This window comes from Streptomyces sp. NPDC006687 (assembly GCF_040636215.1).
GTDB lineage: Bacteria > Actinomycetota > Actinomycetes > Streptomycetales > Streptomycetaceae > Streptomyces.
Genome location: NZ_JBEYJJ010000011.1, coordinates 24856 through 46062, shown reverse-complemented (window position 1 = coordinate 46062; position 21207 = coordinate 24856). Strand labels below are relative to the sequence as shown.

Here is a 21207-nt window from a genome sequence, read left to right as displayed (position 1 = left end):
CGCATGGTGAACGCAGAGATCGGTGTAATCGGCGGCTCGGGCTTCTACTCCTTCCTGGAGGACGTCTCCGAGGTCCAGGTCGAGACCCCCTACGGGCCCCCGAGCGACTCCCTCTACCTGGGCGAGCTGGCCGGCCGCCAGGTGGCTTTCCTGCCGCGGCACGGGCGCAGCCACACCGTTCCGCCGCACAAGATCAACTACCGGGCCAACCTGTGGGCGCTGCGCTCGGTCGGCGTCCGGCAGGTACTGGGGCCGTGCGCGGTCGGCGGCCTGCGGGCGGAGTACGGGCCGGGCACTCTGCTGGTCCCGGACCAGCTGGTCGACCGCACGAAGTCACGCGTCCAGACCTTCTTCGACGGGGAGCCGCTGCCGGACGGCAGCGTTCCCAACGTCGTCCACACCACCTTCGCCGACCCGTACTGCCCGGTGGGGCGCTCGGTCGCGCTCGCGGCGGCGCGCGGGCGGGAGTGGGAGCCGGTGGACGGGGGGACCATGGTCGTCGTCGAGGGGCCGCGGTTCTCGACGCGCGCGGAGTCGCAGTGGCACGCCGCGGCCGGCTGGTCGGTGGTCGGCATGACCGGACACCCGGAGGCGGTCCTCGCCCGTGAGCTGGGGCTCTGCTACACGTCGATGGCGCTGGTGACGGACCTGGACGCGGGCGCGGAGACCGGTGAAGGGGTCTCGCACACGGAGGTCCTGAAGGTGTTCGGCGAGAACGTCAGCCGGCTGCGCGAGGTGCTGTTCGACGCGGTGGCGGCCCTGCCCGCGACCGCGGACCGCGACTGCCTGTGCACGCACGCCCATGACGGTTGGGATCTCGGCATCGAGCTGCCGTAGGCGCACTGGAGACGGGCCGCAGCCGCCGTGGAGGCGGCGCGCGGCCCGTGCCCACGCTCCGACCGCCGCCTTCGAGGGCGCGCTGGGCGGCGGTCGGCGCCGGTGGCGAGGACCGGCGCCGCGGGTGATGTCACATTCCGCCGGGCTGCCCTGTCTCCCGGGCGAAGGGGTCGACGGGACCCCCCTCACGGAAGAGGCTCGCCATGCCGCGTATCTCGCTCGACCCGCCCCGCACCCTCCTCACGCGCGTCGTCGCCTGGTACTCCCGCCGCACCTACGGCAAGGTGCTCGACCCCGGCCAGGCGTACGGTCACAACGCGCGCGTGCTGTTCTCGTACGCCCGGTTGGAGCAGCGGGCGGCGAAGTGGAACAAGCTGGATGCCGGCCTGAAGCACCTCGCGGTGATGTCCTGCGCCGCCCGGATCAACTGCTCCTGGTGCATGGACTTCGGCTACTGGGAGGGTCACAGGCTGGGCCTGTCGCCGGAGAAGATCGAGCGGGTGCCGCGGTGGCGGGAGTTCCGGGAGGTGTTCACCGAGCTGGAACTGCTGGTCATGGAGTACGCGGAGGCGATGACCGAGACCGAGCCGGCGGTCACCGACGAGATGGCGGCCGGGCTCGTGGAGCGGCTCGGCGAGGCGGCGTTCGTCGAACTCACGGCCGTGGTCGCCCTGGAGAACTGGCGTTCGCGGGTGAACAGCGCGTTCGGCCTGACCGGCCAGGGGTTCTCGGAGGCGTGCCGGGTGCCCGGCCGGGCCTGAGCGCACGGCACGGGTGCCCCACCCCCTTGGGGGTGAACGGGTTGTCCACAACCTGGGGATCGTCCACAGGCCGGAGCGGCTCCCGGCGAAGGGGCGGATCGTGGGAGGGTCCGGGCGCTGGACCCGGACACCGGACCTCGACCCCTTCGGCGGTGATCAGCATGTCCAGGACCTCTCCCGACTCGTCCTCCCCCGCTCCCCTGGCTTCCCCGGGTTCTGCCCCGTCCTGCTCGTCCTCCCCGTCCTCGGCGTGCCGCCCGGCGCGGCCCGTCCCGCCGTTCCCGCCGCTGCGCGTGGGCCGCGCCCGGGGGCGGCTGCGCCGTGCAGTGCGCCGCAGGCGCCGGGTCGCCTCGGCGGGGCTGGCCGTGGTGGCCGCCGCCCTGGCCGTGGGCGGGACGGATGCGCGTGCCTCCCGGGGCGCGGCTCCGCCCGAGGTGAAGCCGTCGCCTGCGGCGGTGCGCATGGTGTCGGCTCCCGTGCGCATCGCGGACGCGGCCACGGTGCGGCTGCTGCGTCCCGGGAACCGGGTGGATGTGGTGGCGGCTGAGCGCGGCGGGCCGCCGAGGGTGGTGGCGTCGGGGGCCCGGGTGGCGGAGGTTCCGGCGCCGGAGAAGGGGCTGGAGGACGGTGGGGCGCTGGTGGTGCTGTCGGTGCCCCGGGACACCGCGCGGGCCCTGGTGGGGGCGGGCGCGGTGGCACGGCTGGCGGTGACCCTGTGCTGATTCGCACTGGCGCTCAGCCGAGTCGCTCTGGGGTGGGCGCCGATTGGACATGGCATGCCATCACTGCCGTAGCTTTCGGAACCGTTGGCTCCGTGTACAGCAGTGACGAAGAGAGGCTCGGTCATGAGCGAGAAGAAGAAGGAGAGCGTCCTGGCGGGCTTCAAAGCCTTCCTGATGCGCGGCAACGTGGTGGACCTGGCCGTGGCCGTGGTCATCGGCGCCGCGTTCACGAACATCGTGAACTCGATCGTGAAAGGCATCATCAGCCCGGTTGTGGGCGCCATCGGCACAAAAAACCTGGATGTCTACACCTCGTGCCTGAAGGCACCTTGTGGGGTGGACGCCAAGGGCGAGCCGACCGGCGTGAACATCATGTGGGGCTCGGTCCTCAACGCCACGCTCAGCTTCCTGATCACCGCCGCGGTCGTGTACTTCCTGATGGTCCTGCCCATGGCGAAGTACCTGTCGCGGATGGAGGCGCGCCGCAAGGCCAAGGAGGGCGTGAAGGAGACCATCGAGGTCACCGAGCTCGAGGTGCTCAAGGAGATCCGCGACCACCTGGTCGCGCAGCGCAGCGGGAACGGGGAGAGCGCCAGGACGCCGGGGGCGCGCGGGGGGTTCTGACCGCCGCGGCGGATCAGATGTGGTGCGGCGGCTTTTCGTCGAGGAAGCGGGCCAGGTCGGCCCCGCTTCCGCCGGCGGGCGGCCGTTCCCCCCAGCCCCGGTCGGTGTCGTCCGAGGACTGCCGGTCCAGCGGGTCGTCGAAGACCAGCTTCGGCCTGGGCTTCGGGGCGGGCTCGGGCTCGGCTTCGGGGGACTGCGGGTCGGAGGCGGCGGTGCTCATGCCCCAAGAGTACGGCCGGTCCCTGCCCGGGACAGGGCCCGGCCTCCAGCCCCGCTCCCGGTCCGGCTCGGCGGAGGGCGCCCCTGCGGGCGTAGAGCCACCAGCAGACGGTGAGGCAGGACGCGTAGAAGCCGATGAACATCCACAGGGCGCTCGTGACGGCCATGGCCGCGAACACGGCGGGGATGAAGAAGCCGTAGGCAGCGATGGCGGACGAGAAGCCGGTGACGGCGCCCGCCTCCCTCTCCGACTGCTTCAGCGCGGCGGCCCCCGCCTCGGGACCCTGCCCCACGGCCCGGCGCCTGTGCGGGTCCCGGAAGATCACGGGGATCTGCCGGAAGGTCGACCCGTGGCCCAGGCCGGAGAAGGCGAAGGCCACCAGGAAGCCCGCGAAGAACGACCAGAAGCTGCCCTGGTCGCCACCGGAGGGCAGCGCGAAGAGGTTCCGCTGGGCCGCCCGGCGGCCGGTGGACTGCCAGGAGCCCTCGTCCTCGGGTCGCCAGTCCCCGATGAGGGCCCCAGGTCCGTAGGTCTCCTTCGGGTGCGAGCGCGCCGGGGACGGGGTGAGTGTCGGGATGGCCATGGTCACCGGTCCTCCGGGTCGAGGGGCCACAGGGCGGTCACGACCGGGAAGGACAGGACCAGGAATCCCGCCCGGCCCCACGCCGCGGCCGTGTTGCCCTTCTTCCACTCGTTGACGGTCACGGTCAGCGCCCCGAGCTGTCCGATGACCAGCGTGAGGGTGACGGCGAGAGGGGCGTTGAGCTTCGCGGAGCGCTCGGGTTCCGGTTCGGCGCCGGCGCGTTCGGTGCCGACGCGTTCGGTGCCGGCGCGCAGGCCGGGGCGGGGGCCGGGACCGGTGCGCCGGGTGGCGGCAGCGAGGCTGCGGCGAGTACTTCTGCGGGCTCGGACACGGCACCACGCTAGGTGGTTTGTGTTGTTTCAGCCCGTTATACGGATCTCCTGGTTGCTCCGAACGGGTCCTGCGCGCCTTCCTCCCGGGGGTGGCGAACACCGCCTCGGCTTCGGGGGCACCGGGACGTGATCCACGGGTTGCGGGTCGCTTCCCCGGTGCCCGCGTCCGGCCGGGGTACCCGGGAGGAGGCGGCCGCGCGCCTCGGGCGTGGGGCGGCCGGGGGCTGATGTGCTGGGCGGTATGGCGTACGTACCGATGACCGCACGAAGCCGCGTCGAAGGCCACCGGACCGCGACCACCCTGGAGCTGTTCTTCGACCTGTGCTTCGTCGTCGCGATCGCCCAGGCGGGGCAGCGGCTGGTGCACGCGCTGGTGGAGGGGCATCCGGGAAGCGGCGTGGTCGGCTATTCCTTCGTCTTCTTCGGTGTGTGGTGGGCGTGGATGAACTTCACCTGGTTCGCCTCCGCCTACGACTGCGACGACGTGCCCTACCGGGTGACGACGCTCGTGCAGATCGCCGGGGTGCTCGTCTACGCGGCGGGCGTCGGCCGGGCCTTCGACGGGAACGACTGGACGGTGGCCGTCATCGGCTACCTGATCATGCGGGTGGCGCTGACGGCGCAGTGGCTGCGGGCCGCGGCCGGGGAGAGCGGGGCGGCGCGGACCTCGGCGCTGACGTACGCGGCCGGGCTGGTGCTGTGCCAGGCCGGCTGGGTGGCCCTGCTGTTCGCGCCGGCCGGCTGGAAGCGCTGGCTGTTTCTGGTGCTGGTGGTGGCGGAGCTGATGGTGCCGGTGGTGGCCGAGCGGGGGCACCAGACGCCGTGGCACGCCCACCACATCGCGGAGCGGTACGGCCTGTTCACCATCATCGTGCTGGGCGAGACGATCGCCGCGAGCACGGTGGCGGTGAAGTCGGCGATCGACGAGCACGAGGCGCTGGGTGTGCTGTTGCCGATCGCCGCGGGCGGGCTGCTGATCGTCTTCGCCGCGTGGTGGATCTACTTCGCGGTACCCATGCACGAGCGGCTGAACTCCAACCGGGAGGCCATCCCGTGGGGCTACGGCCATCTGCTGATCTTCGCCTCGGGTGCGGCGATCGGTGCGGGTATCGAGGTCGCGGTGGAGCACGCAATCGGCAAGGCGCACATCTCGCAGGTGGCGGCGAACGCGTCCGTGACCGTCCCTGCGGCGCTGTTCCTGCTGACGGTGTGGCTGCTGCACTCGCGGCACTTCAAGCGGGGCGCGGCTCAGCAGCTGGTGCTGCCGCTGTCCGCCGTCGCGATCCTCGGCTGCACCTGGGCCGGTACGTACGCCGTCCTGTACGCGGGCTTCGCGGCGGCGGGCGCCGTGGCGGCGGGGACGGTTCTCGCGATGCGCTCGGCGCCTGCGGCCGTCTGAGGCCGGGGGTGGGCGGGGCCGTCACCCTTCGCGGCGGCGGCTGAGGACGAGGACGGGGTGGGTGGGGCCGTCACCGGTGTGGTGTCGGCGGCGTTCTCCAGCGCAGGACGCCACGGTGGCGGGCGACGGCAGAGAGGCACCTCGGATGACACTCCCCTCACAGCGACTCGGAAGCGGCCCCGGCGGGGAGCTGGCCGAGCCGGGCTTCTGGCAGCGGCCGCCCGCCGAGCGGCTCGCGGCCTTCGCCCGCCTGCGGGCCCTGAACTCACCGGCGTTCGTCCCGGAGGGCGGCGGCCGGACCGGCCACTGGGCTCTGGTGCGGCACGCGGACGTGCAGGAGGCCAGCCGGCTGCCCAAGGTGTTCGCGAGCGCTCCCGGCGTCACCACGCCGGAGCCGGCCCGCTGGGTGCGGGCCCTGTTCGGGGACTCGATGGTCAACCTGGACGGCGTCGACCACGCGCAGTTGCGGAAGATCGTGCAGCGGGCGTTCACGCCCCGGCTGCTGGCGGCCGCGGAGGAGGACATCCACGCGGTGGCGGCCCGGATCGTGGACGACGTCCTGGAGCACCGGCCCGAGGAGTTCGTCTCGGCGGTGTCCTCCCGGCTGCCGCTGGAGGTCATCTGCAACATGATGGGCATCCCCGAGCGCTACCGTGCGGAGATCGCCGACCGGGTCAACCACGCCTCGGAGAACATCGGCGTGGAGCGCGGCCTGGCGTCGCGGCTGCGGATGCCCGGGCGGGGGCTGCGGGCGCTGGCCCGGATGCAGCGGATGGTGGCGGGCATCGGGCGGGAGCGGCGCCGGAACCCGTCGGACGACCTGATCTCGGCGCTGGTCTGCGCGAACGTGGACGGGCAGGCGCTGGGCGCACGCCAGTTGGGGGCCTTCTTCAGCCTGCTGATGGTGGCGGGGGTGGAGACCACCCGCAACGCCATCACCCACGGCCTGACCCTGCTGACGGATTTCCCCGCCCAGCGGGACCTTCTGCTGTCCGACTTCGAGAAGTACGCGGACGGCGCGGTGGACGAGATGATCCGCCATTCGACGCCGATCATCCAGTTCCGGCGGACGGTCATCGCTGAGCACACGCTGGGCGGCCACGCGTTCGTGCCGGGGGACAAGGTGGTGCTGTACTACGCGTCCGCCAACCGCGACGAGGCGGTCTTCCCGGACCCGGACTCCTTCGACATCACCCGCTCGCCCAACCCGCATCTGGGCTTCGGCGGTGGCGGGCCGCACTTCTGCCTGGGGGCCCATCTCGCGCGGGTGGAGATGAAGGCCCTGTTCCGGGAGCTGCTGACCCGGCCGGTGGGGCTGCGGGCGGTGGGCCTGCCCGATCTGGCGGGGTCCAACTTCGACAACCGTGTCCGCTCGCTGCGCTTCGCCTTCGACAGCCCCTGACGCAGACCTACTCAGGGCGGTGCTCCGATCAAGGGGCCGGCCGCCGGGCAGGCTGGGGGCCCGGCGGCCGGAGCGCGACGGCGGCCGCCGCCGCGGCTACTTCTGCAGGCTCTGCACCGCGAGGACGCAGTGGGCGCTGCTGGTGAGCACCGCCTCGTCGCCGGCGAACGCCTGGAGCAGCTCGGGCGTCACGGCCTGGCCCGGAACGGCCTCGGGCCAGGCGCGGGTGGCGAACAGGAAGTACGCCTGCCCGCTCTCGTTGGCGGCGGCGACCCACTCCGGCGGGGCGGTGCAGGTGGCGTTCAGGCCGGGCAGGGTCAGCGCGATCTGGTCGTCGGCCAGCAGGATCTGCACGGGGAAGGTGCGCGGGTTGCGCGTGCCGTCCATGACGACGTCGCCGATCTGCAGGCCGATCTCCGCCAGCAGCCCGCGGGCGGCCGCCTCGCCGCCCTCCCGGCCCTGCGGGCCGTCGCCGAGGGTGTAGGCGATGAGGTACGGGACATCGTGACCCTCGGAGGGGTCACCGATCCAGGCGAGGACGGAAAGAGTGCCGAGCAGGGAGCGGTCGGTTTCGGCTTGCGTTGAAGTCATGCGCCGCACCTTAGTGCTCTCCCGCCGGGGCCTTTCACGGCCTTTCACCCGCGCGGACTACACGGCCCGCATCCGCCTACGGAATTCGCCCGCGTGTTCGCGTTCTCGCGCTGTCAGTGACCCCGCATCACCCCGCCTCATGCGTCGGAATTCCTAAATTTCGAACACTTTCCGCAAAGGCGATCCCCCCGAACCGCTCACCGACCCCCGCGAGAAAACGGAGAAGGCCGGGTGACGGCCTCCGGCCGGTCGGAGGTCGCCGCCGGGTGGCAGTCACCCTCGCCCCGTACGCCCGTATGCGCCCGGACGCCCCGTACGAGGTAGCGCCGGGGTTGACGCCCTTGCACCCGTACGGAGTCACCCACACGGGCAGCCTTCGCCGCCTTTCGCCCACCCCTCACACGCCCGTGCGGGGAAATTGCCGCCACCGACACGAGCGCGGGGACGGAGCCGGCCGCCGACTGCCAGCACAATGCGTTCCGGCGGAATTCCGCCGCCCACCCCCACCCCGGAGGAAGAATGCGCACCCCCGTCCGCCGAATGGCACTGACCGCCTTCTCCGCCCTGGCCTCCACGGCCCTGTTCGCCACCCCCGCCCTGGCCACCGTTTACCAGCAGGGGATTTCCGTACGGCCCCAGGCCCACATCACCCCACACGGCGAGGTCGTCCTCGCGGGCCGCTACCACTGCGAGCTCTCCCCGTCCTCGGGGGCGGTCCAGATCAAGGCGACCGTCGTCCAGGACGGCACCCGCCTGAGCATCGGCGCCGGCGAGATCCTCTGCGACGGCCGCGAGCACGACTGGAAGGCGGTGAGCCCGCTGACGGCCGGCCTGCACGAGGGTCCCGCGTCCGCCGTCGCGGAGCTCCAGGAGATCCACATGGCCGGGCTGATGCCGCGTGCGCTGAGCACGGTCGCCCAGGACCGGCGGGACATCGAGGTGATCGTCGACCACGGCTAGCCGCAGGCGGCAGGCCAACAGGCGGATGGCAGTGCCGGTAGCGGCGGCTACCGGCACTCCGGCGCGACGCCCGTCATCGACATGAACGCGACCGTCTGGCACCCGGGGTCGCTGTGCGGCCGCCCGGTCGTCCAGTCCACGACCGCCTGCGCCCCGGCCGCCAGCAGCAGCACCAGGAGCGTTGCCACGATGCCCGTGACGGTGCCCCTGTTCAGGCGGCGCACGGCTCGTTCCGGACACCGCACGGAAGACCACGCTTCGGTTTCATGGCCGAATCATCACCCCGCTCCCCACATCCCACAACTCCGCGTGACGGGACGGTCACCCCGAGCCGCGCACTGCGCTCCCCACGTCGAACTCGCACCACACCGCCTTGCCGTCGCCCCGGGACTCCACCCCCCAGTGCGTGGCCAGCGCGTCCACCAGCAGCAGCCCGCGCCCCGTGGTCGCCGCCTCCCCCGGGGAGCGCCGGCGCGGCCACACGCTGGAGCGGTCCTTGACCCACAGCCGGATCCGCCGCACCGGCTCCGGCAGCACCTCCATGGTCAGCACCGCCCCGCCGTCCGTGTGCAGCAGGGCGTTGACCAGCAGCTCCCCCGCCGCCAGCTCGACGTCGTCGGCCAGCTCGGCCATGTTCCAGTCACGCAGGGCCTGCCGCAGGGCGTAGCGGGCGTCGGAGAGCCCCTCGGGGTCGGCCTGGTGGACGTACTGGTGGATGCGGGGGGCGCGGTGGGTTCCCGGGTCGGGGGCCCGGCGCAGGACGAGGAGGGCGACGTCGTCGCCGGAGCCCCAGCGCTCCCAGAGCTGGTCGGAGAGGTGGTCGGCGAGTTCCCCGGGGCTCTGCGGCCCGGTGCGCACGGCGTGGGCGAGGGCATCCATGCCGGCGGTGATGGTGGAGCCGGGCTCCTCGACGAGCCCGTCGGTGCACAGGACGAGGGTCTCGCCGGGGACCAGGTCCAGCCGGGTCTCGGGGAACTCCTCCTGCTCGAACGCCGAGGCCAGCCCCAGCGGCAGGCCGCCGCGCACGTTGGGCCAGCCGGTGCGCCCGTCCGTGTGCCGGATCAGCGGGCCGAGGTGGCCCGCGCGGACCGCCCGTACGCCTCCGGTCTCCAGGTCGACCTGGGCGTACATGCAGGTGGCGAAGCGTTCGGTGTCGAGTTCGGCGAGGAAGCGGGAGGCCCTGGCCAGCACGGTGGACGGCGGGTGCCCCTCGCCCGCGTAGGCGCGCAGCGCGATGCGCAGCTGGCCCATGATGGCGGCTGCGTGCGTGTCATGGCCCTGGACGTCGCCCACCACGATGCCGACGCGGTCGCGGGGCAGGGAGATGACGTCGTACCAGTCCCCGCCGACCTCCCGTCCGCTCCAGGCGGAGTGGTAGCGGACGGCGATCTCCCCGCCGGTGATCTCGGGGATGCGGCGCGGGAGCATCGACGCCTGGAGTCCGGTGGCGAACTCGCGCTCCTGGTCGAACAGGAGCGCCCGCTGGAGGGACTGGGCGACGATGCCGGCCAGGCCCAGGCACAGGTTCTGCTCCTCGGGGCTGAACTCGGTGCGCCGCCGGTAGAAGAGCACCAGCCCGCCGATGGCCCGGGCCTGGGCGATCAGCGGCAGGTAGGCGGCGGCGTCGAAGCGGATGCGGCGCAGGTAGTCGCCGAGCAGCGGGAACTCGTCGGCGAGCGCGGTGAGGGAGGTGACGAAGCGGGCCTTGCGGGTGATCACGGCCTGGGAGAGCGGCAGGGAGCCGTCCAGACGGGTGAACTTGCGTTCGTCGAGGATCTCCAGGGACTCCCCGCTCAGCGCGATGATCTTGATGGCGTCGTTCTCGACGAGGCCCAGGGCCAGCCCGTCGGCGCCGAGCCGTTCCAGGGCGCCGGCGCCGGTGAGGGCGGCCGTCACGTCGTCGACGGTCACCGCCCGCGACAGGGCCTCGGTGGTGCGCTGCACGATGGCCGCCTGCTGGATGCGGGCGTTCTCCAGCTTCCGCAGCACCGTCGCGTGGGCGAGCTCGGCGGTGGCGTCGCGGACGATGCCGACGATGCGCACGGGTCTGCCGTCGGGGGCGCGCAGCACGCGGCCCTGGGTGTGCGTCCACTGGTCGCGGCCGTCGCGGCGGCGCACGGTGAAGTAGGAGCCGTAGGTCTCGCCGCCGCCCGCGAGGACGCCGGTCACGGTGTCGTTCAGGCGGGCCGAGTCGTCGGCCGGGATCCGCAGGCCGAGGCCCTCGGGGGTGTGGTCGAACTCGTCCGGCTCCAGGTCGAAGACGGTCAGCCCGGCCTCGTCCAGGGCGAGGGTGCCGCTGTCGAGGTCCCATTCGAAGCTGCCCATGCCGTTGAGCGCGAGCCGCTCGCCGGGGCCCGTCCGGGGTACGGGCGCTCCCTGCCCCTCGCCGTCCCGCTGCGCCGCTGCCACGAGACACCCACCACCTAACGGCCGGGCCAGCACGGCTGCGAGATCAGACGCTCCCATTCCTCGTCAGGATGCCCCGGGAGGGTGCGTCCGGCCTCCCTCCAGCGCTTGACGAGGGAGAGGTAGATCGCCGCCGGGTCCGCGGACCCGGCCGCCCCCGCCGCGCGGTAGGGGCCGGAGGGGTGCGTGCCCGCTCCGTACGGGCCTGCCCCGTACTGGCCCGATCCGTACGGTTTCGGCGTGGCCGCCCCCGAGGGGGGCTGTTCCCCCCGGCTGGCGGGGATGCGCACCCAGCCACGGCCGCCCTGTGCTCGTTCCGCGTCCATCGCGGACCCCTCTCAGGTGGATCTCAGCGTAGATACGTCTCCGGTGCCCGGCGGGCACCGGACGGGCCGGACCCCGCCGGTCGAGCCCGGCAGCGGACCCCGCGCGCCGAGGCGCTCGCGGACTCCCTCCACCAGTCTCCCCGCCGTGCGGCCCGCGCCGCGCGCGAATCGCATGGAAGGTCCGAATGAGGGAGCCGCCGGCTCCGCGGATGCCTCCGGGAGGACGCCCGCCCCCGCACGGGCCCGGGACCGTGGCGGCGCCCCGTCCCCGAGCCGGCACGCACGGATTGCGCACCGCGCGGGGCGGGCCCGGCCGGCGCTGTACGGGGCAGGCGAGGGCCGCCCCCAGCACCGGCCGCCGCAGGGGGCGCGGTACGAGGTCCAGCGCCGCCGGGACCGCTTGCGGGGCGGTGCTGTACGGCGCAGGCGGGGGCCGCCGTCCGCAGCGTCGGCCGGTCCGAGGCCCGCAGCGTCGGCCGTCGCAAGGGGCGCGGGCCGTGTCCAGCGCAGCCGGGACCGCCTGGCCACCCGGCGCTGCGGGAGCGGGGCGGCCTGCCCGGCGCGGGTCCCGGCGGCGAAGGGCAGGCCGGTCCGGCGGCCGCACCCGGAACCGGTGGCCGTGAGCGCGCAGGGCGCCGGTCGGCAGCGGGGTGTCAGGCTCGGCCATGAGACGCCGGATGGCGCAGTGCCGGGCGAGGGTGTAGCGCCCGCCCGGGGGGGGTGGGGGGGCGGGTCGCCGTCACCCAGCCGTCAGCGCGACACCAGCTCGTCCGGCTCCGCCGGGGATGCCGGGGCCGCCAGGGCCCCCGACGGGGCCGGAACGCCCGGCGTGGTCAGGCGGCCGGTGGCTAGTCCGGCCGCCAACCCGGCGACGGGCCCGGCCGCCGGCCCGGCCGTGGGAGCGGACGCCGTCGGAGCGGTCGTCGCGAGGGCATCGCACGGCTCGCCTTCCCCGCCGCGCTGGCGCGGGGTCCACACCCCGAGGGCGGTGCGGCGGCCCTGTGCCGGAACGCCGCGTAGGGCGCGCGCCCCCTTGCCCAGCCCCCGGCCCAGGAAGGCGCGGAGCATCGCCAGGAACGGCCCGGGGTCGTCGGCCGCGAACCAGGCCGCCTCCACCCGCCCCCGCTCGCCGGCCGACGCCCGTACGGGCCCGGGCCGCGCGGAACCCGACGGCACACACCCCCGCCCGGTGACCCCATCCGCCGCCACGCACCCGGGCGCTCCACGCCCCGGCTCGCCGACGGCCGCACCCTCGGGCTGGGGCCGCGCGCAACCCGACGGTGCACCTCCCGGCCGGGCGGCCGCTTCCGCTGCCGCGTGCGCGGGCGCTCCCCGCCCCCGCTCGCCGGCCGACGCCCGTACGGGCCCGGGCCGCGCGGAACCCGACGGCACACACCCCGGCCCGGTGGCCTCACCCACCGCCACACACCCGGACGCTCCACACCCCGGCTCGCCAACCGCCGCCCCTACAGGCCCCGGTCGCGCGGGTCCTGACGGCGCGTCCCCCGACCGCGCCGAGACCGACTCGGCACTCCCCTGCCCCGTGGCCGCCTCCGCGCCCCCCGTGCCGGAGGGGTCGCGTCCGCGGAGGGGTGGGAGGGTGCGGGTGCGGAGGGTTGCCAGGAGGGCGTAGTTCTCCGTCACGAAGACGCGTCCCGGGCCGCCCGTGCGCTGCGGGACGTGCTGGTGGGTCAGGTCCAGGTACATCGCCCGGACCACGTCCAGGCCCGTGTCGTCCGTGAACAGGCGGAACTGGGCCCCCGGGCGGGGGTTGAAGTCGACCAGGCGGAAGGTGCCCCGCTCGTCGCGGCGGAAGTCCAGGTCCAGGATGCCCTCGTAGCCGAGCCGCTCGGCGAGCCGTAGGCCCGACTCCTCCAGCGCCGGGTCGGTCAGCCACCGGCCCACCGCCGTCAGCCCCGCGCGCACCGGCCACGCCAGTTCCTTGCGGCCCGTCCCGGTCAGCAGGGGCCGGCCGCCGCGCGCGAAGGCCCCGTGGAAGAACCAGTCCGTGTCGGGCCCCGCGGGCAGGAACCGCTGGAGCAGCAGCCGGCTCCCGGCCTCGGCGGAGCGTTCGTACAGCGTCCGCGCCCCGGCGGCGCTGTCCACCAGGGTGGTGCTGCGCAGCCCGCTCCCGGCGGGCAGCAGCCAGGGCCGGCTCCACTTCGCCACCACCGGCAGCCCCAGCTCCCACACGGCCCGCCCCGCCTCGGCCGCGCTCTGCGGGATCACGGTCTCCGGGTGCGGGATGCCCCAGCGGGCGCACAGCCGCGCCAGCTCGGCCTTGTCGGCCACCCGGGCGGGGAGGTCGTCGGGCTGATGGGGCATCCGGAAACGATCCGTCAGCACCGATGCCAGGCGCGACACGCTGATGGCGCTCAGGTCGTCCATCGCGAAGAGCACCGCCGGCCGGCCGATCCGCTCCGCCACCGCGCCGAGGCACTCCACCAGCGCCTCGGGCTCCCGCGGGTCCAGGCCGCCGGCCGGACCGGGGTGCGTGGCGCGCAGGTAGCGCGAGCGGCCCACCGGCCCCGCCCCGGCTTCGGCGACGGCGTGCACCTCCACCCCCTCGCGCCCCAGGGATCTGACGGCGCCGAGGGTTCCGTGGTGGAACGGATTGCGATCGAGTCGGAGCAGGACTGCGGGCACACGGCCGTCGAACGCGTACATACAAGCGGACTTTCACCTAGTCGGACCAAGCGGGATGGATGCGCAGCTGCGAATGGCCTAGGCAGCGGCCACCTGACAGGCCGTTCGTCACATGTGATGTCTAACGTCGGTGGCAAGCACACCGGTTCGGCCGAGCTCGCGGGAGACGACATGCCCAGACCACACCACCGCCTGGTGAGCACCTGCGTCGGTACGGTCACGGCCGGCCTGCTCGCCACCGGCGCGGCGCTCGCGGCCCCGGACGACCCGGCCAAGGACTCCGACACCGCCTTCGGCGCCTACCTCGACTACGGGCCGGCCGGAGTGGCCCGCATCCCGTCCCTGTCGCGCTGGCTGGGCGGCCGGGAGATCCGCGTCGGGCACACCTACCTGCCCGGTGACTCCTGGCCCGGCATCGAGGGCCGCGTCCCGTTCCTGGAGGACTGGGCGCGGTGGCGGCGGGCGGAGGACGACCGGATGTTCGTCCTCAACGTCCCCATGCAGGCCCACAACGAGGACCGGCTCCCCGACTGGCAGGTGGCCCAGCTGATCCGGGCCGGCGCGGAGGGCGAGTACGACCGGCACTTCCGGCGGCTGGCCGAACGGCTGGTGGAGCTGGGCGTTCCGGACACGGTGATCGTGCTCGGCTGGGAGATGAACGGCACCACCTACAGCCACCGCTGCGGCCCCGACCCGGAGCACTGGAAGGCGTACTGGAAGCGCGTCGTCAACACGATGCGCTCCGTCCCCGGTCAGCGGTTCAAGTTCGATTTCACCCCGAACCGGGGCACCGACGCGATCCCCTGGACCCGGTGCTACCCGGGTGACGGCGTCGTCGACATCATCGGCATGGATTCGTACGACCAGGGCCCCGGCCGCACCTTCGACGACCACGTCAGCCAGCCGTACGGGCTCCAGCAGCATGTCGACTTCGCGAAAGCACACGGCAAGCGGATCTCGTACCCGGAGTGGGGGCTGTTCCGCAACGGGGACAACCCGGAGTACGTGCGGCGCATGCTCCAGTGGATCGACGAGCACCACCCGCTCTACCACACGATCACCGACTACTGCCCGCACGGCGTCTGGCAGTGCAAGCAGAACCCCCGGTCGGCGAAGGCGTTCCGCGACGCGCTGTCCGACCACGGCCCGGTGGTGGTACCGACCCCGGTGGTGCCCACGCCGGTGGTTCCCACGCCCGTGATCCCGACCCCGGTGGTCCCCACGCCCGTCGTACCGACCCCCGCCGTCCCCACCCCGCCCATCCCGACGCCCCAGGTCCCCTCGCCCCAGTTCCCGACCCCGCAGGTTCCGAGCCCGCAGGTCCCCAGCCCGCAGGTTCCGACGCCGCAGGTCCCGTCCCCGAGCCCCGTCGTCCCCAAGCCCGACCCTCAGCCGTCCCAGCCCGCCCGGCCCACCCCGTCGGTGTCGCAGCCGCCGAAGCCGCTGCCCAAGCCGCAGCCCCAGAAGCCCCGGCCCGAGCCCCAGCCGCCCCTCAACAGCAAGCAGTGGTGCCTCCCGCTCGACTTCGGCGACTGGCTGTCGAAGCTGATGGGCAAGCAGCAGGTCTGCGTCACCATCGGCGGCTGGAGCGGGGACTTCCGGTTCTGGCCCTTCTAGCCGGGTCATCGCACGCGCAGTTCGTTCAGCCGCGCCCGCCAGTCCCGGGCGGCCGGCAGCGCCTCGCGCAGCGCCCCCACCGCCCGCTCGCGCCCCATGACCTGCGACTCGTGCAGCCGCATCAGGGGCGCGAGCGCGTGCGTGGCCAGCAGGAGGCGCTGGTTGACGACCGTCTCGGGCCGCCAGTGGTTCTTGTACGGCTCGTTGCCCCGCAGGAAGCTCACCACCGGCCGGCCCTCCTCCAGCGCCCGCCCGGCCTCGTAGCGCAGCAGCAGTGTCGACACATCGACTTTCCGCTCGCGCAGGTCCGGGTCCGCGCCGTACAGGTAGCCGCCGCTGAGCGCTGCGGACAGCAGGGTGACGTTGGCCGCCACCACCTTCCCGTCCAGCCGGAACTCCGTCAGCCGCCCCTCCCCCGTCCGCACCATCCGCCGGGTGGCCCGGGTCAGGTGCTCGGCGAAGCGGGGCCGCAGGTGCTCCGGGGTCACCCCGCGGCCGCGCCACTGCTTCTCGTGCAGCCGCAGCAGGGTCCGTACGGCCTGCGGCACCTCGTGCTCGGTGACCTCGTGCTCCTCGATCCCGGCGGCGTCGGTCTTGCGCAGCTTGGCCCGCACCCGCTGGGCACCGGAGGACGGCATCCGCTTGACGAGCTGGTCGAAGGGGAGCGCGGGCAGCTCCATGCAGGTGGAGTCGGTCAGCCTGCTGGACACCCCGGGCCAGGCGTCGAACACCGCTTCGGCGGCGGCCCCCGGCCGCACCTCGCGCAGGTCGACCACGGCGCGACGGGCCGCCTGGTGCAGCCCGTGGGCCAGGGCCGGCACGACCTCCGCGGCGTGCTCGCGCGAGACGAGCACGTCGAAGTAGTCGGTGATCTGCCCGCCCAGCGGCACCAGCCGGGGCAGCGGCCGGTGGACGAGCATCAGCGCGGCCGCCCCCACGAGCTCCTCGCCCCGCCGCACGAGCAGGATCCGCAGCCGGCCGTCCTTCCCGTACGACAGCCACCACGAGTGCAGCCAGGCGTGGCTCTGGAACGGGGTGGCGGTGGGGCACTCGCGGACGAGCCGGCCCCAGGACTCCTCCAGCGCCGCGAACTGCCGGGAGTCCCGGCACAGCGTCACCGTCAGGGCCCCGGTGGAGCCCCGCGTCATCGCACCGGCTCCTTCTCCTTGGCCTCGGCGGGCTCACCCTGGGCGGGCAGCGCGGCGTATTCCTCACCCGCCGGGCGCGTGACCGCCTCCGGCCGGCGGCGGGCGGGCCGGGCCAGCAGCCACAGGCCCCCGAGCAGCCCGCCGGCGCACAGGCCGACGGCGCCACTGATCGCGGCGGACGGGGAGGACGGCTCGGCCGGCGCGACGGCCTGGCTGAACTGCATCAGCTGCACACCGGTGTGCTTGGCGGCCTGGTTGCTGCTCAGCGAGAGGGCGTCGGCAACGGCGTTGGCGATGTCGGCGGCCTCGGAGGCGCTCCGGGAGGTGCCGGTGATCGCGATCATCGGGGAGTCGGGGGAGGTCTCGGCCTGGACGTGGCTGCGCAGCTGCCGGGCACCGATGCCGGCGCGGGGCTGGGCGTAGGCGAGGGTGGAACTGCTGGTGGCGATGCGCCCGTACGCCTGGGCGAAGCCCTGGGCGGTGGCGGGTTCGGTGGTCTCGTTCGGGACGGCGACGACGTAGCTGGTGGCGGCGTACTCGGGCGCCTTGAGCACCCCGTAGGCCCCGCCGGCGGCCAGCCCGAGCAGCGCACAGGCGGGCAGCGGCCACCACACCGGCGGTGGCAGGAACCTTCGCTTCCTGCCCGAACGGTGGTCGGGCTTCGTCTGGTCGGGCTTCGTCTGGTGGGGCTTCGTCTGGTCGGACTTCTCGTGGGCGCTGTCGGCCATGAGGACGGATGCTCGCTTCCTGGATGAAGGGGGAAGGGGTAAAGGGAAGTGCGTACGGGCGGCGACGGGACGGGGCTCAGCCGCCGGTGAGGTCGCGCCCCGCCGCAGGCGCGGGCACGGGTACGGGCGCGTCCAGCGCGAGCGCGTAGACGTCCAGCAGCCGGGCCGCGCTCCGGGTGATGTCGTAGTGCCGCGCCACCGGCGGCGCCGGCAGCCGGCGCGCCCCCGCCTCCATGTGCCCCCGCAGCGCGGCGACGAGTTCCTCGGTGCCGGCGCCGATCCGCCGCGCCCCCGGCGCCTGGGCGGCGGGGAGGTCGTCGATGGCGGGGCAGGTCACGTGCAGCACCGGCAGCCCGGCGGCCAGGGCCTCGACCACGGCGAGCCCGAACGCCTCCTCCCGCGAGGGGGACACGAAGACGTCCATGGCGGCCAGCAGCGCGGGGATCCCGGCCGTGCGCCCGTCGGGGCTGTCGCCCAGCGCGTCCCGCTCCCCCAGGAGGTGGATCCGCGACTGCGCGCCCAGCTCGGCGGCGAGCGTGCGCAGGGCGGCCCGCTCCGGGCCGTCCCCGGCCAGCAGCAGGTGCGCCCCCGGCAGTGCGGCGACGGCCCGTACGAGGACGTCGAACCGCTTGCCCGGCACCAGCCGCCCGACCCCGCCCACGACGAAGGCCCGTTCGGGGAGCCCGGTGCGGGCGCGGGTGGCGCGGCGTACGGCGGGGTCGAAGCGGAAGCGGGCGGACTCGATGCCGTTCGGGACCACGTGCACCCGGTCGGCGGGCACCCCCCACCCTTCGAGGCGGGTGGCGACGGTGTCCGACACGGCGACGGTCGCCGCGCCGAGCCGCTCGCTGGCCAGGTAGAGGGCGCGGACCCCGCCGGTCAGCGGGCGGCCTTCGATCTCGGCCTCGCCCAGGGAGTGTTCGGTGGCCACCGCCACCCCGACGCCCGCGAGGCGGGCGGCGAGGCGGCCGTAGACGCAGGCCCGGTACAGGTGGGTGTGGACCAGGTCGTAGCGGCCGCGCCGGATGAAGCGGACGAGCTTGGGGAGCGCGCCCAGGTCGCGGTTGCCGCGCATGCCCAGGTGCACGACCCGGACCCCGTCGGCGCGCAGCCCGTCGGCGACCGGGCCGGGGTTGGTGAGGGTCAGGACGTCGCATTCCATCGGCAGGTGGCGCAGCAGCAGCCGCAGTTGCTGTTCGGCGCCGCCGACGCCGAGTCCGGTGATGATGTGGAGGGCCTTCACCGCAGCACCGGCACCTTCCGGCGCAGCTCGCGCGCCCCGTGCCGGAGCTCCTTGATCCGCAGCCGGGCGGCCCCGTCGGCCTGGCTGATGTGCGTACGGGGCAGGGCGTGCAGGCCGGCGTACCGGCCGGGGGAGATCGCGCAGGCGTACCCGTACCCGGCGGCGCGGGTGGCGTCGACGACGCGGGCGTCGAGGTGTCCGTACGGGTAGCAGAACCCCTGGGGCAGGGTCCCGGTGATCTCCCGCAGCAGCTCCCGGCTGCCGCGTACTTCCTGCTGGAGCACGTCGTCGGAGGCGGCGGTGAGGTGTTCGTGGCGCAGCCCGTGGGAGCCGATCTCCTGGCCTGCGGCGGCGACCTCGCGGATCTGCTCGGCGCTCAGCAGGAGTTTGCGGGGGCCGAGGGGGTCCCAGGCGTTGTGGACGCCGAGCCGCCCGGGCAGCACGAACAGGGTGGAGGTGAAGCCGAGGCGGCGCAGCAGGGGCAGGGCGCGGGTCAGGTAGTCGCAGTAGCCGTCGTCGAAGGTGAGGCCGACGAGCCCGTGGCCGCGGCCGGCGGCGCGGGCGCGCAGCAGTTCGCCGACGGCCACCCCGCGCAGGCCCCGGGAGCGCAGCCACAGCAGCTGGGTCTCCAGGGCGCCGGGGGTGACGGTGATCCCGTACGGGTCTTCGGCGGGGTCGGTGAACTCGGCGACGGAGTGGTACATCAGGACCCACGGCAGCGGGGTCCGGCGGGCGGCGGCCGCCACGGCCGCGGGTGCCGTGTCGGTGTCAGCGGGCATTGCGGAACCTCTGGGTGAGCTGGGCGGTGTGGGCGGCGAGCTGGGTGGCCAGCTGGGCGATCTGGCCGGGCAGGGCGGTGATCTCCAGGGCCCGTATGGCCAGTCCGGTGGCTCCGAACATCGCCGGGACCAGCAGGCAGCCGAGGGCGGCGCTGAGCAGCGGGTCGGGGATCATCGGGCCGGCGAGCCAGCCGGTGGCGCAGGCGGAGGCGGCCGCGACGGCGAGGCGGCCGATGCTGACGGCGACGCGGCGGGCCTGGATGGCGATGATGCGGGAGCCGATGCCGGTCAGGAGCAGGGCGGCGGTGGTGCTGATGCCGGCGGCGTTGGCGGCGGCGATGCCGTAGGTGCCCCACCAGCGGACGAAGAGGGCTCCGGCGGCGATGTTGACGAGCAGCCCGGCGCCCATCGCGAACGCCGGGAACCAGGTGGGCCGGGCGGTCGAGAAGAAGGGCCGGGACAGGGCGCCGACGAGGCAGTGGCCGAGGAGTCCGAGGCCGTAGACGCGCATGACGGACGCGGTGGTGAGGGTGTCCTGGTGGGTGAAGGCGCCGCGTTCGAAGAGGACTTCGATGATCTGGGGGGCGTAGCCGATGACCAGGGACATGCCGAGCAGGACGGCGAGGGAGGCGAGCGCGAGGTCCTGTTCGACGCGCCGGCGGGCCTTTTCGCGTTCGCCGCCGGCCATGGCCTGGGCGACGACGGGGAAGGTGACGGTGCAGATCATCAGCGAGAGCACCATCGGCATCTGCGCGACCTTCTGCGCGTAGTTGAGGTGCGAGATGGCGCCGGGGGGCAGGGAGGCGGCCAGGAAGCGTTCGACGAGGACCTGGGACTGGCGGAAGACGGCGAAGGAGATGACGGGGGCGATCAGCCCGAAGGCGATGAGGGTGGGCCGGTCGCGGTCGCGCTGGCTGCGGGGGGCGGCCTTGGGGCGGGGCGGTCCGAAGCCGACGTTGCGGATGAAGGCGGGCAGCTGGACCAGCACCATCAGCACCCCGCCGACGGCGACTCCGGCGGCGGCCGCCCGGACGCCCCACAGGGTGTGCAGGGTGACCATCGTGCCGATGATGCCGACGTTGTAGGCGACGTAGATCGCGGCGGGCGGCAGGAAGGACCGGTGGGCGCGCAGGGCGGCGCTGAAGTATCCGGCGATGCCGAAGGTGAGGACGGTCAGGGCCGTCATCCGGGTGCACTGGACGGCCAGTTCCGGGTCGGGCAGACCGGGTGCCAGGACCTTGACGACGAGGGGCGCGGCGACGACGAGGACGGAGGCGACGGCGGCGAGGAAGACCATCAGGCGCGGCAGGGTCGCCCCGACGAGCAGGCGTACGGGGTCCGCCGCGCGGGCCTCCTTGCGGGTCAGGCCGGCCCGGCTGGCGGCGCGCCGGGCGAGGGCGTGGCTGAAGGCGGGCACCATCAGCAGGGCCATGGCGTCCTCGATCAGCAGGGTCGAGGCCATCTCGGGGACGGTCCAGGAGATGAGGAACGCGTCGCTGTCGTGGCCGGCGCCGAAGAGGTGGGCGATGGTCTGGTCGCGGACCAGGCCGAACACGGCTCCGGCGGCGGTCAGTCCGGCGGTGACGGCGGCGGCCTTGGCAAGGAACCGCCCGAGCGGCACGGCCCCGCCGGACTTGCCGGCCCCCCGCCGCCGCCCTGCCGCCCCGGCCACCCCGGCGGCCCCCGGCCCGCCCGCGGGCCGCCCGGCCGACCCCGCGGGGCGCCGCCCGGATCCCCCGGCGGCCCCGGCCGGCCCCGGAACCCCCGCCGGACCCGGGCGCCCGGCCGCGCGCGGAGTCCGGGCCGTGCGCGGAGTCCCAGCCGTACCCGGAGGCCGCGCGGCCCCCGGCACCCCGGCCGGACCGGGGCGCCCGGCCCCGCCC

General features: G+C 74.3%; 19 protein-coding genes and 1 pseudogene. 9 read left to right on the top strand and 11 right to left on the bottom strand.

Going from position 1 to position 21207, the window contains the following annotated elements:
• The first annotated feature begins 3 nt into the window (after positions 1 to 3).
• From ABZ716_RS16100 to mscL, 4 genes are all read left to right on the top strand, one after another.
• A complete protein-coding gene (locus tag ABZ716_RS16100; RefSeq protein WP_358811298.1) occupies positions 4 to 837 on the top strand; it encodes an S-methyl-5'-thioadenosine phosphorylase in 834 nt (277 codons plus the stop codon).
• A 203-nt stretch (positions 838 to 1040) separates the two neighbouring features.
• Positions 1041 to 1598, top strand: coding sequence for a carboxymuconolactone decarboxylase family protein (locus ABZ716_RS16095; RefSeq protein ID WP_358811299.1), 558 nt, complete (start codon positions 1041 to 1043; stop codon positions 1596 to 1598).
• A 161-nt stretch (positions 1599 to 1759) separates the two neighbouring features.
• Entirely contained in the window at positions 1760 to 2320 is a 561-nt protein-coding gene (locus ABZ716_RS16090) for a hypothetical protein (RefSeq protein ID WP_358811300.1), read from the top strand.
• Positions 2321 to 2443: 123 nt separating this feature from the next.
• Positions 2444 to 2944 carry a large conductance mechanosensitive channel protein MscL gene (gene mscL, locus ABZ716_RS16085; protein ID WP_358811301.1) on the top strand — a complete coding sequence of 167 codons (501 nt, stop codon included), beginning with the start codon at positions 2444 to 2446 and terminating at the stop codon, positions 2942 to 2944.
• Positions 2945 to 2957: 13 nt separating this feature from the next.
• Here the strand turns inward: mscL and ABZ716_RS16080 are convergent, their stop codons facing one another.
• Positions 2958 to 3164, bottom strand: coding sequence for a hypothetical protein (locus tag ABZ716_RS16080; RefSeq protein WP_358959508.1), 207 nt, complete (start codon positions 3162 to 3164; stop codon positions 2958 to 2960).
• Positions 3165 to 3370: 206 nt separating this feature from the next.
• Between ABZ716_RS16080 and ABZ716_RS16075 the strand changes: the two genes are divergently transcribed.
• The 3 genes from ABZ716_RS16075 to ABZ716_RS16065 all read left to right on the top strand — a co-directional run bounded on the left by ABZ716_RS16075 (position 3371) and on the right by ABZ716_RS16065 (position 6880).
• Positions 3371 to 3694, top strand: coding sequence for a hypothetical protein (locus ABZ716_RS16075; protein ID WP_358959505.1), 324 nt, complete (start codon positions 3371 to 3373; stop codon positions 3692 to 3694).
• Positions 3695 to 4320: 626 nt separating this feature from the next.
• Positions 4321 to 5478, top strand: coding sequence for a low temperature requirement protein A (locus ABZ716_RS16070; RefSeq protein ID WP_358959502.1), 1158 nt, complete (start codon positions 4321 to 4323; stop codon positions 5476 to 5478).
• 145 nt (positions 5479 to 5623) lie between these two features.
• A complete protein-coding gene (locus tag ABZ716_RS16065) occupies positions 5624 to 6880 on the top strand; it encodes a cytochrome P450 (protein ID WP_358959498.1) in 1257 nt (418 codons plus the stop codon).
• A 96-nt stretch (positions 6881 to 6976) separates the two neighbouring features.
• On the opposite strand, the gene ABZ716_RS16060 is transcribed toward ABZ716_RS16065, so the two are convergent.
• Positions 6977 to 7471 carry a DUF5949 family protein gene (locus ABZ716_RS16060; protein ID WP_351882687.1) on the bottom strand — a complete coding sequence of 165 codons (495 nt, stop codon included), beginning with the start codon at positions 7469 to 7471 and terminating at the stop codon, positions 6977 to 6979.
• A gap of 519 nt (positions 7472 to 7990) precedes the next feature.
• On the opposite strand from ABZ716_RS16060, the gene ABZ716_RS16055 reads away from it, so the two are divergent.
• The gene (locus ABZ716_RS16055) at positions 7991 to 8431 is read left to right on the top strand and encodes a DUF6299 family protein (protein WP_358959496.1); all 441 of its coding nucleotides are present in this window, start codon (positions 7991 to 7993) and stop codon (positions 8429 to 8431) included.
• Between the two features lie 47 nt (positions 8432 to 8478).
• Here ABZ716_RS16055 and ABZ716_RS16050 read toward each other — a convergent pair whose 3' ends face one another.
• The 4 genes and pseudogenes from ABZ716_RS16050 to ABZ716_RS16035 all read right to left on the bottom strand — a co-directional run.
• A complete protein-coding gene (locus ABZ716_RS16050; protein WP_358959494.1) occupies positions 8479 to 8619 on the bottom strand; it encodes a hypothetical protein in 141 nt (46 codons plus the stop codon).
• A 133-nt stretch (positions 8620 to 8752) separates the two neighbouring features.
• Positions 8753 to 10897 (bottom strand): SpoIIE family protein phosphatase, encoded by a 2145-nt coding sequence (locus ABZ716_RS16045; protein WP_358959492.1) that lies wholly within the window; start codon positions 10895 to 10897, stop codon positions 8753 to 8755.
• Complete coding sequence (locus ABZ716_RS16040) at positions 10855 to 11163, bottom strand: hypothetical protein (protein WP_358959490.1); 309 nt, start codon at positions 11161 to 11163, stop codon at positions 10855 to 10857. Before ABZ716_RS16040 ends, ABZ716_RS16045 begins: the two co-directional genes overlap by 43 nt.
• Positions 11164 to 12771: 1608 nt before the next feature.
• A pseudogene (locus ABZ716_RS16035) lies at positions 12772 to 13830 on the bottom strand (ATP-grasp domain-containing protein); the annotation flags it as partial.
• Positions 13831 to 13980: 150 nt separating this feature from the next.
• Between ABZ716_RS16035 and ABZ716_RS16030 the strand changes: the two are divergent.
• Entirely contained in the window at positions 13981 to 15426 is a 1446-nt protein-coding gene (locus tag ABZ716_RS16030; RefSeq protein WP_358959488.1) for a glycosyl hydrolase, read from the top strand.
• Between the two features lie 5 nt (positions 15427 to 15431).
• On the opposite strand, the gene ABZ716_RS16025 is transcribed toward ABZ716_RS16030, so the two are convergent.
• The 5 genes from ABZ716_RS16025 to ABZ716_RS16005 all read right to left on the bottom strand — a co-directional run bounded on the left by ABZ716_RS16025 (position 15432) and on the right by ABZ716_RS16005 (position 20996).
• Positions 15432 to 16574, bottom strand: a complete 1143-nt coding sequence (locus ABZ716_RS16025; protein WP_358959485.1) for a GNAT family N-acetyltransferase — start codon at positions 16572 to 16574, stop codon at positions 15432 to 15434.
• Positions 16571 to 17302 carry a lipopolysaccharide biosynthesis protein gene (locus tag ABZ716_RS16020; protein ID WP_358959483.1) on the bottom strand — a complete coding sequence of 244 codons (732 nt, stop codon included), beginning with the start codon at positions 17300 to 17302 and terminating at the stop codon, positions 16571 to 16573. Before ABZ716_RS16020 ends, ABZ716_RS16025 begins: the two co-directional genes overlap by 4 nt.
• 76 nt (positions 17303 to 17378) lie before the next feature.
• Positions 17379 to 18545: a glycosyltransferase gene (locus ABZ716_RS16015; RefSeq protein ID WP_358959481.1), complete on the bottom strand. Its 1167-nt coding sequence runs from the start codon at positions 18543 to 18545 to the stop codon at positions 17379 to 17381.
• A complete protein-coding gene (locus ABZ716_RS16010; protein WP_358811314.1) occupies positions 18542 to 19324 on the bottom strand; it encodes a polysaccharide deacetylase family protein in 783 nt (260 codons plus the stop codon). The genes ABZ716_RS16015 and ABZ716_RS16010 overlap by 4 nt, the downstream gene beginning before the upstream one ends.
• Positions 19314 to 20996 (bottom strand): lipid II flippase MurJ, encoded by a 1683-nt coding sequence (locus ABZ716_RS16005; RefSeq protein ID WP_358959478.1) that lies wholly within the window; start codon positions 20994 to 20996, stop codon positions 19314 to 19316. The genes ABZ716_RS16010 and ABZ716_RS16005 overlap by 11 nt, the downstream gene beginning before the upstream one ends.
• Positions 20997 to 21207 lie beyond the last annotated feature (211 nt).

Bases quoted from the DNA above. Each gene is read 5' to 3' on its own strand.
- ABZ716_RS16100 (WP_358811298.1), top strand. From the start codon at position 4: ATGGTGAACGCAGAGATCGGTGTAATCGGCGGCTCGGGCTTCTACTCC.
- ABZ716_RS16095 (WP_358811299.1), top strand. From the start codon at position 1,041: ATGCCGCGTATCTCGCTCGACCCGCCCCGCACCCTCCTCACGCGCGTC.
- ABZ716_RS16090 (WP_358811300.1), top strand. From the start codon at position 1,760: ATGTCCAGGACCTCTCCCGACTCGTCCTCCCCCGCTCCCCTGGCTTCC.
- mscL (WP_358811301.1), top strand. From the start codon at position 2,444: ATGAGCGAGAAGAAGAAGGAGAGCGTCCTGGCGGGCTTCAAAGCCTTC.
- ABZ716_RS16080 (WP_358959508.1), bottom strand. From the start codon at position 3,164: ATGAGCACCGCCGCCTCCGACCCGCAGTCCCCCGAAGCCGAGCCCGAG.
- ABZ716_RS16075 (WP_358959505.1), top strand. From the start codon at position 3,371: ATGGCGGACGAGAAGCCGGTGACGGCGCCCGCCTCCCTCTCCGACTGC.
- ABZ716_RS16070 (WP_358959502.1), top strand. From the start codon at position 4,321: ATGGCGTACGTACCGATGACCGCACGAAGCCGCGTCGAAGGCCACCGG.
- ABZ716_RS16065 (WP_358959498.1), top strand. From the start codon at position 5,624: ATGACACTCCCCTCACAGCGACTCGGAAGCGGCCCCGGCGGGGAGCTG.
- ABZ716_RS16060 (WP_351882687.1), bottom strand. From the start codon at position 7,471: ATGACTTCAACGCAAGCCGAAACCGACCGCTCCCTGCTCGGCACTCTT.
- ABZ716_RS16055 (WP_358959496.1), top strand. From the start codon at position 7,991: ATGCGCACCCCCGTCCGCCGAATGGCACTGACCGCCTTCTCCGCCCTG.
- ABZ716_RS16045 (WP_358959492.1), bottom strand. From the start codon at position 10,897: ATGGGAGCGTCTGATCTCGCAGCCGTGCTGGCCCGGCCGTTAGGTGGT.
- ABZ716_RS16040 (WP_358959490.1), bottom strand. From the start codon at position 11,163: ATGGACGCGGAACGAGCACAGGGCGGCCGTGGCTGGGTGCGCATCCCC.
- ABZ716_RS16030 (WP_358959488.1), top strand. From the start codon at position 13,981: ATGCCCAGACCACACCACCGCCTGGTGAGCACCTGCGTCGGTACGGTC.
- ABZ716_RS16025 (WP_358959485.1), bottom strand. From the start codon at position 16,574: ATGACGCGGGGCTCCACCGGGGCCCTGACGGTGACGCTGTGCCGGGAC.
- ABZ716_RS16020 (WP_358959483.1), bottom strand. From the start codon at position 17,302: ATGGCCGACAGCGCCCACGAGAAGTCCGACCAGACGAAGCCCCACCAG.
- ABZ716_RS16010 (WP_358811314.1), bottom strand. From the start codon at position 19,324: ATGCCCGCTGACACCGACACGGCACCCGCGGCCGTGGCGGCCGCCGCC.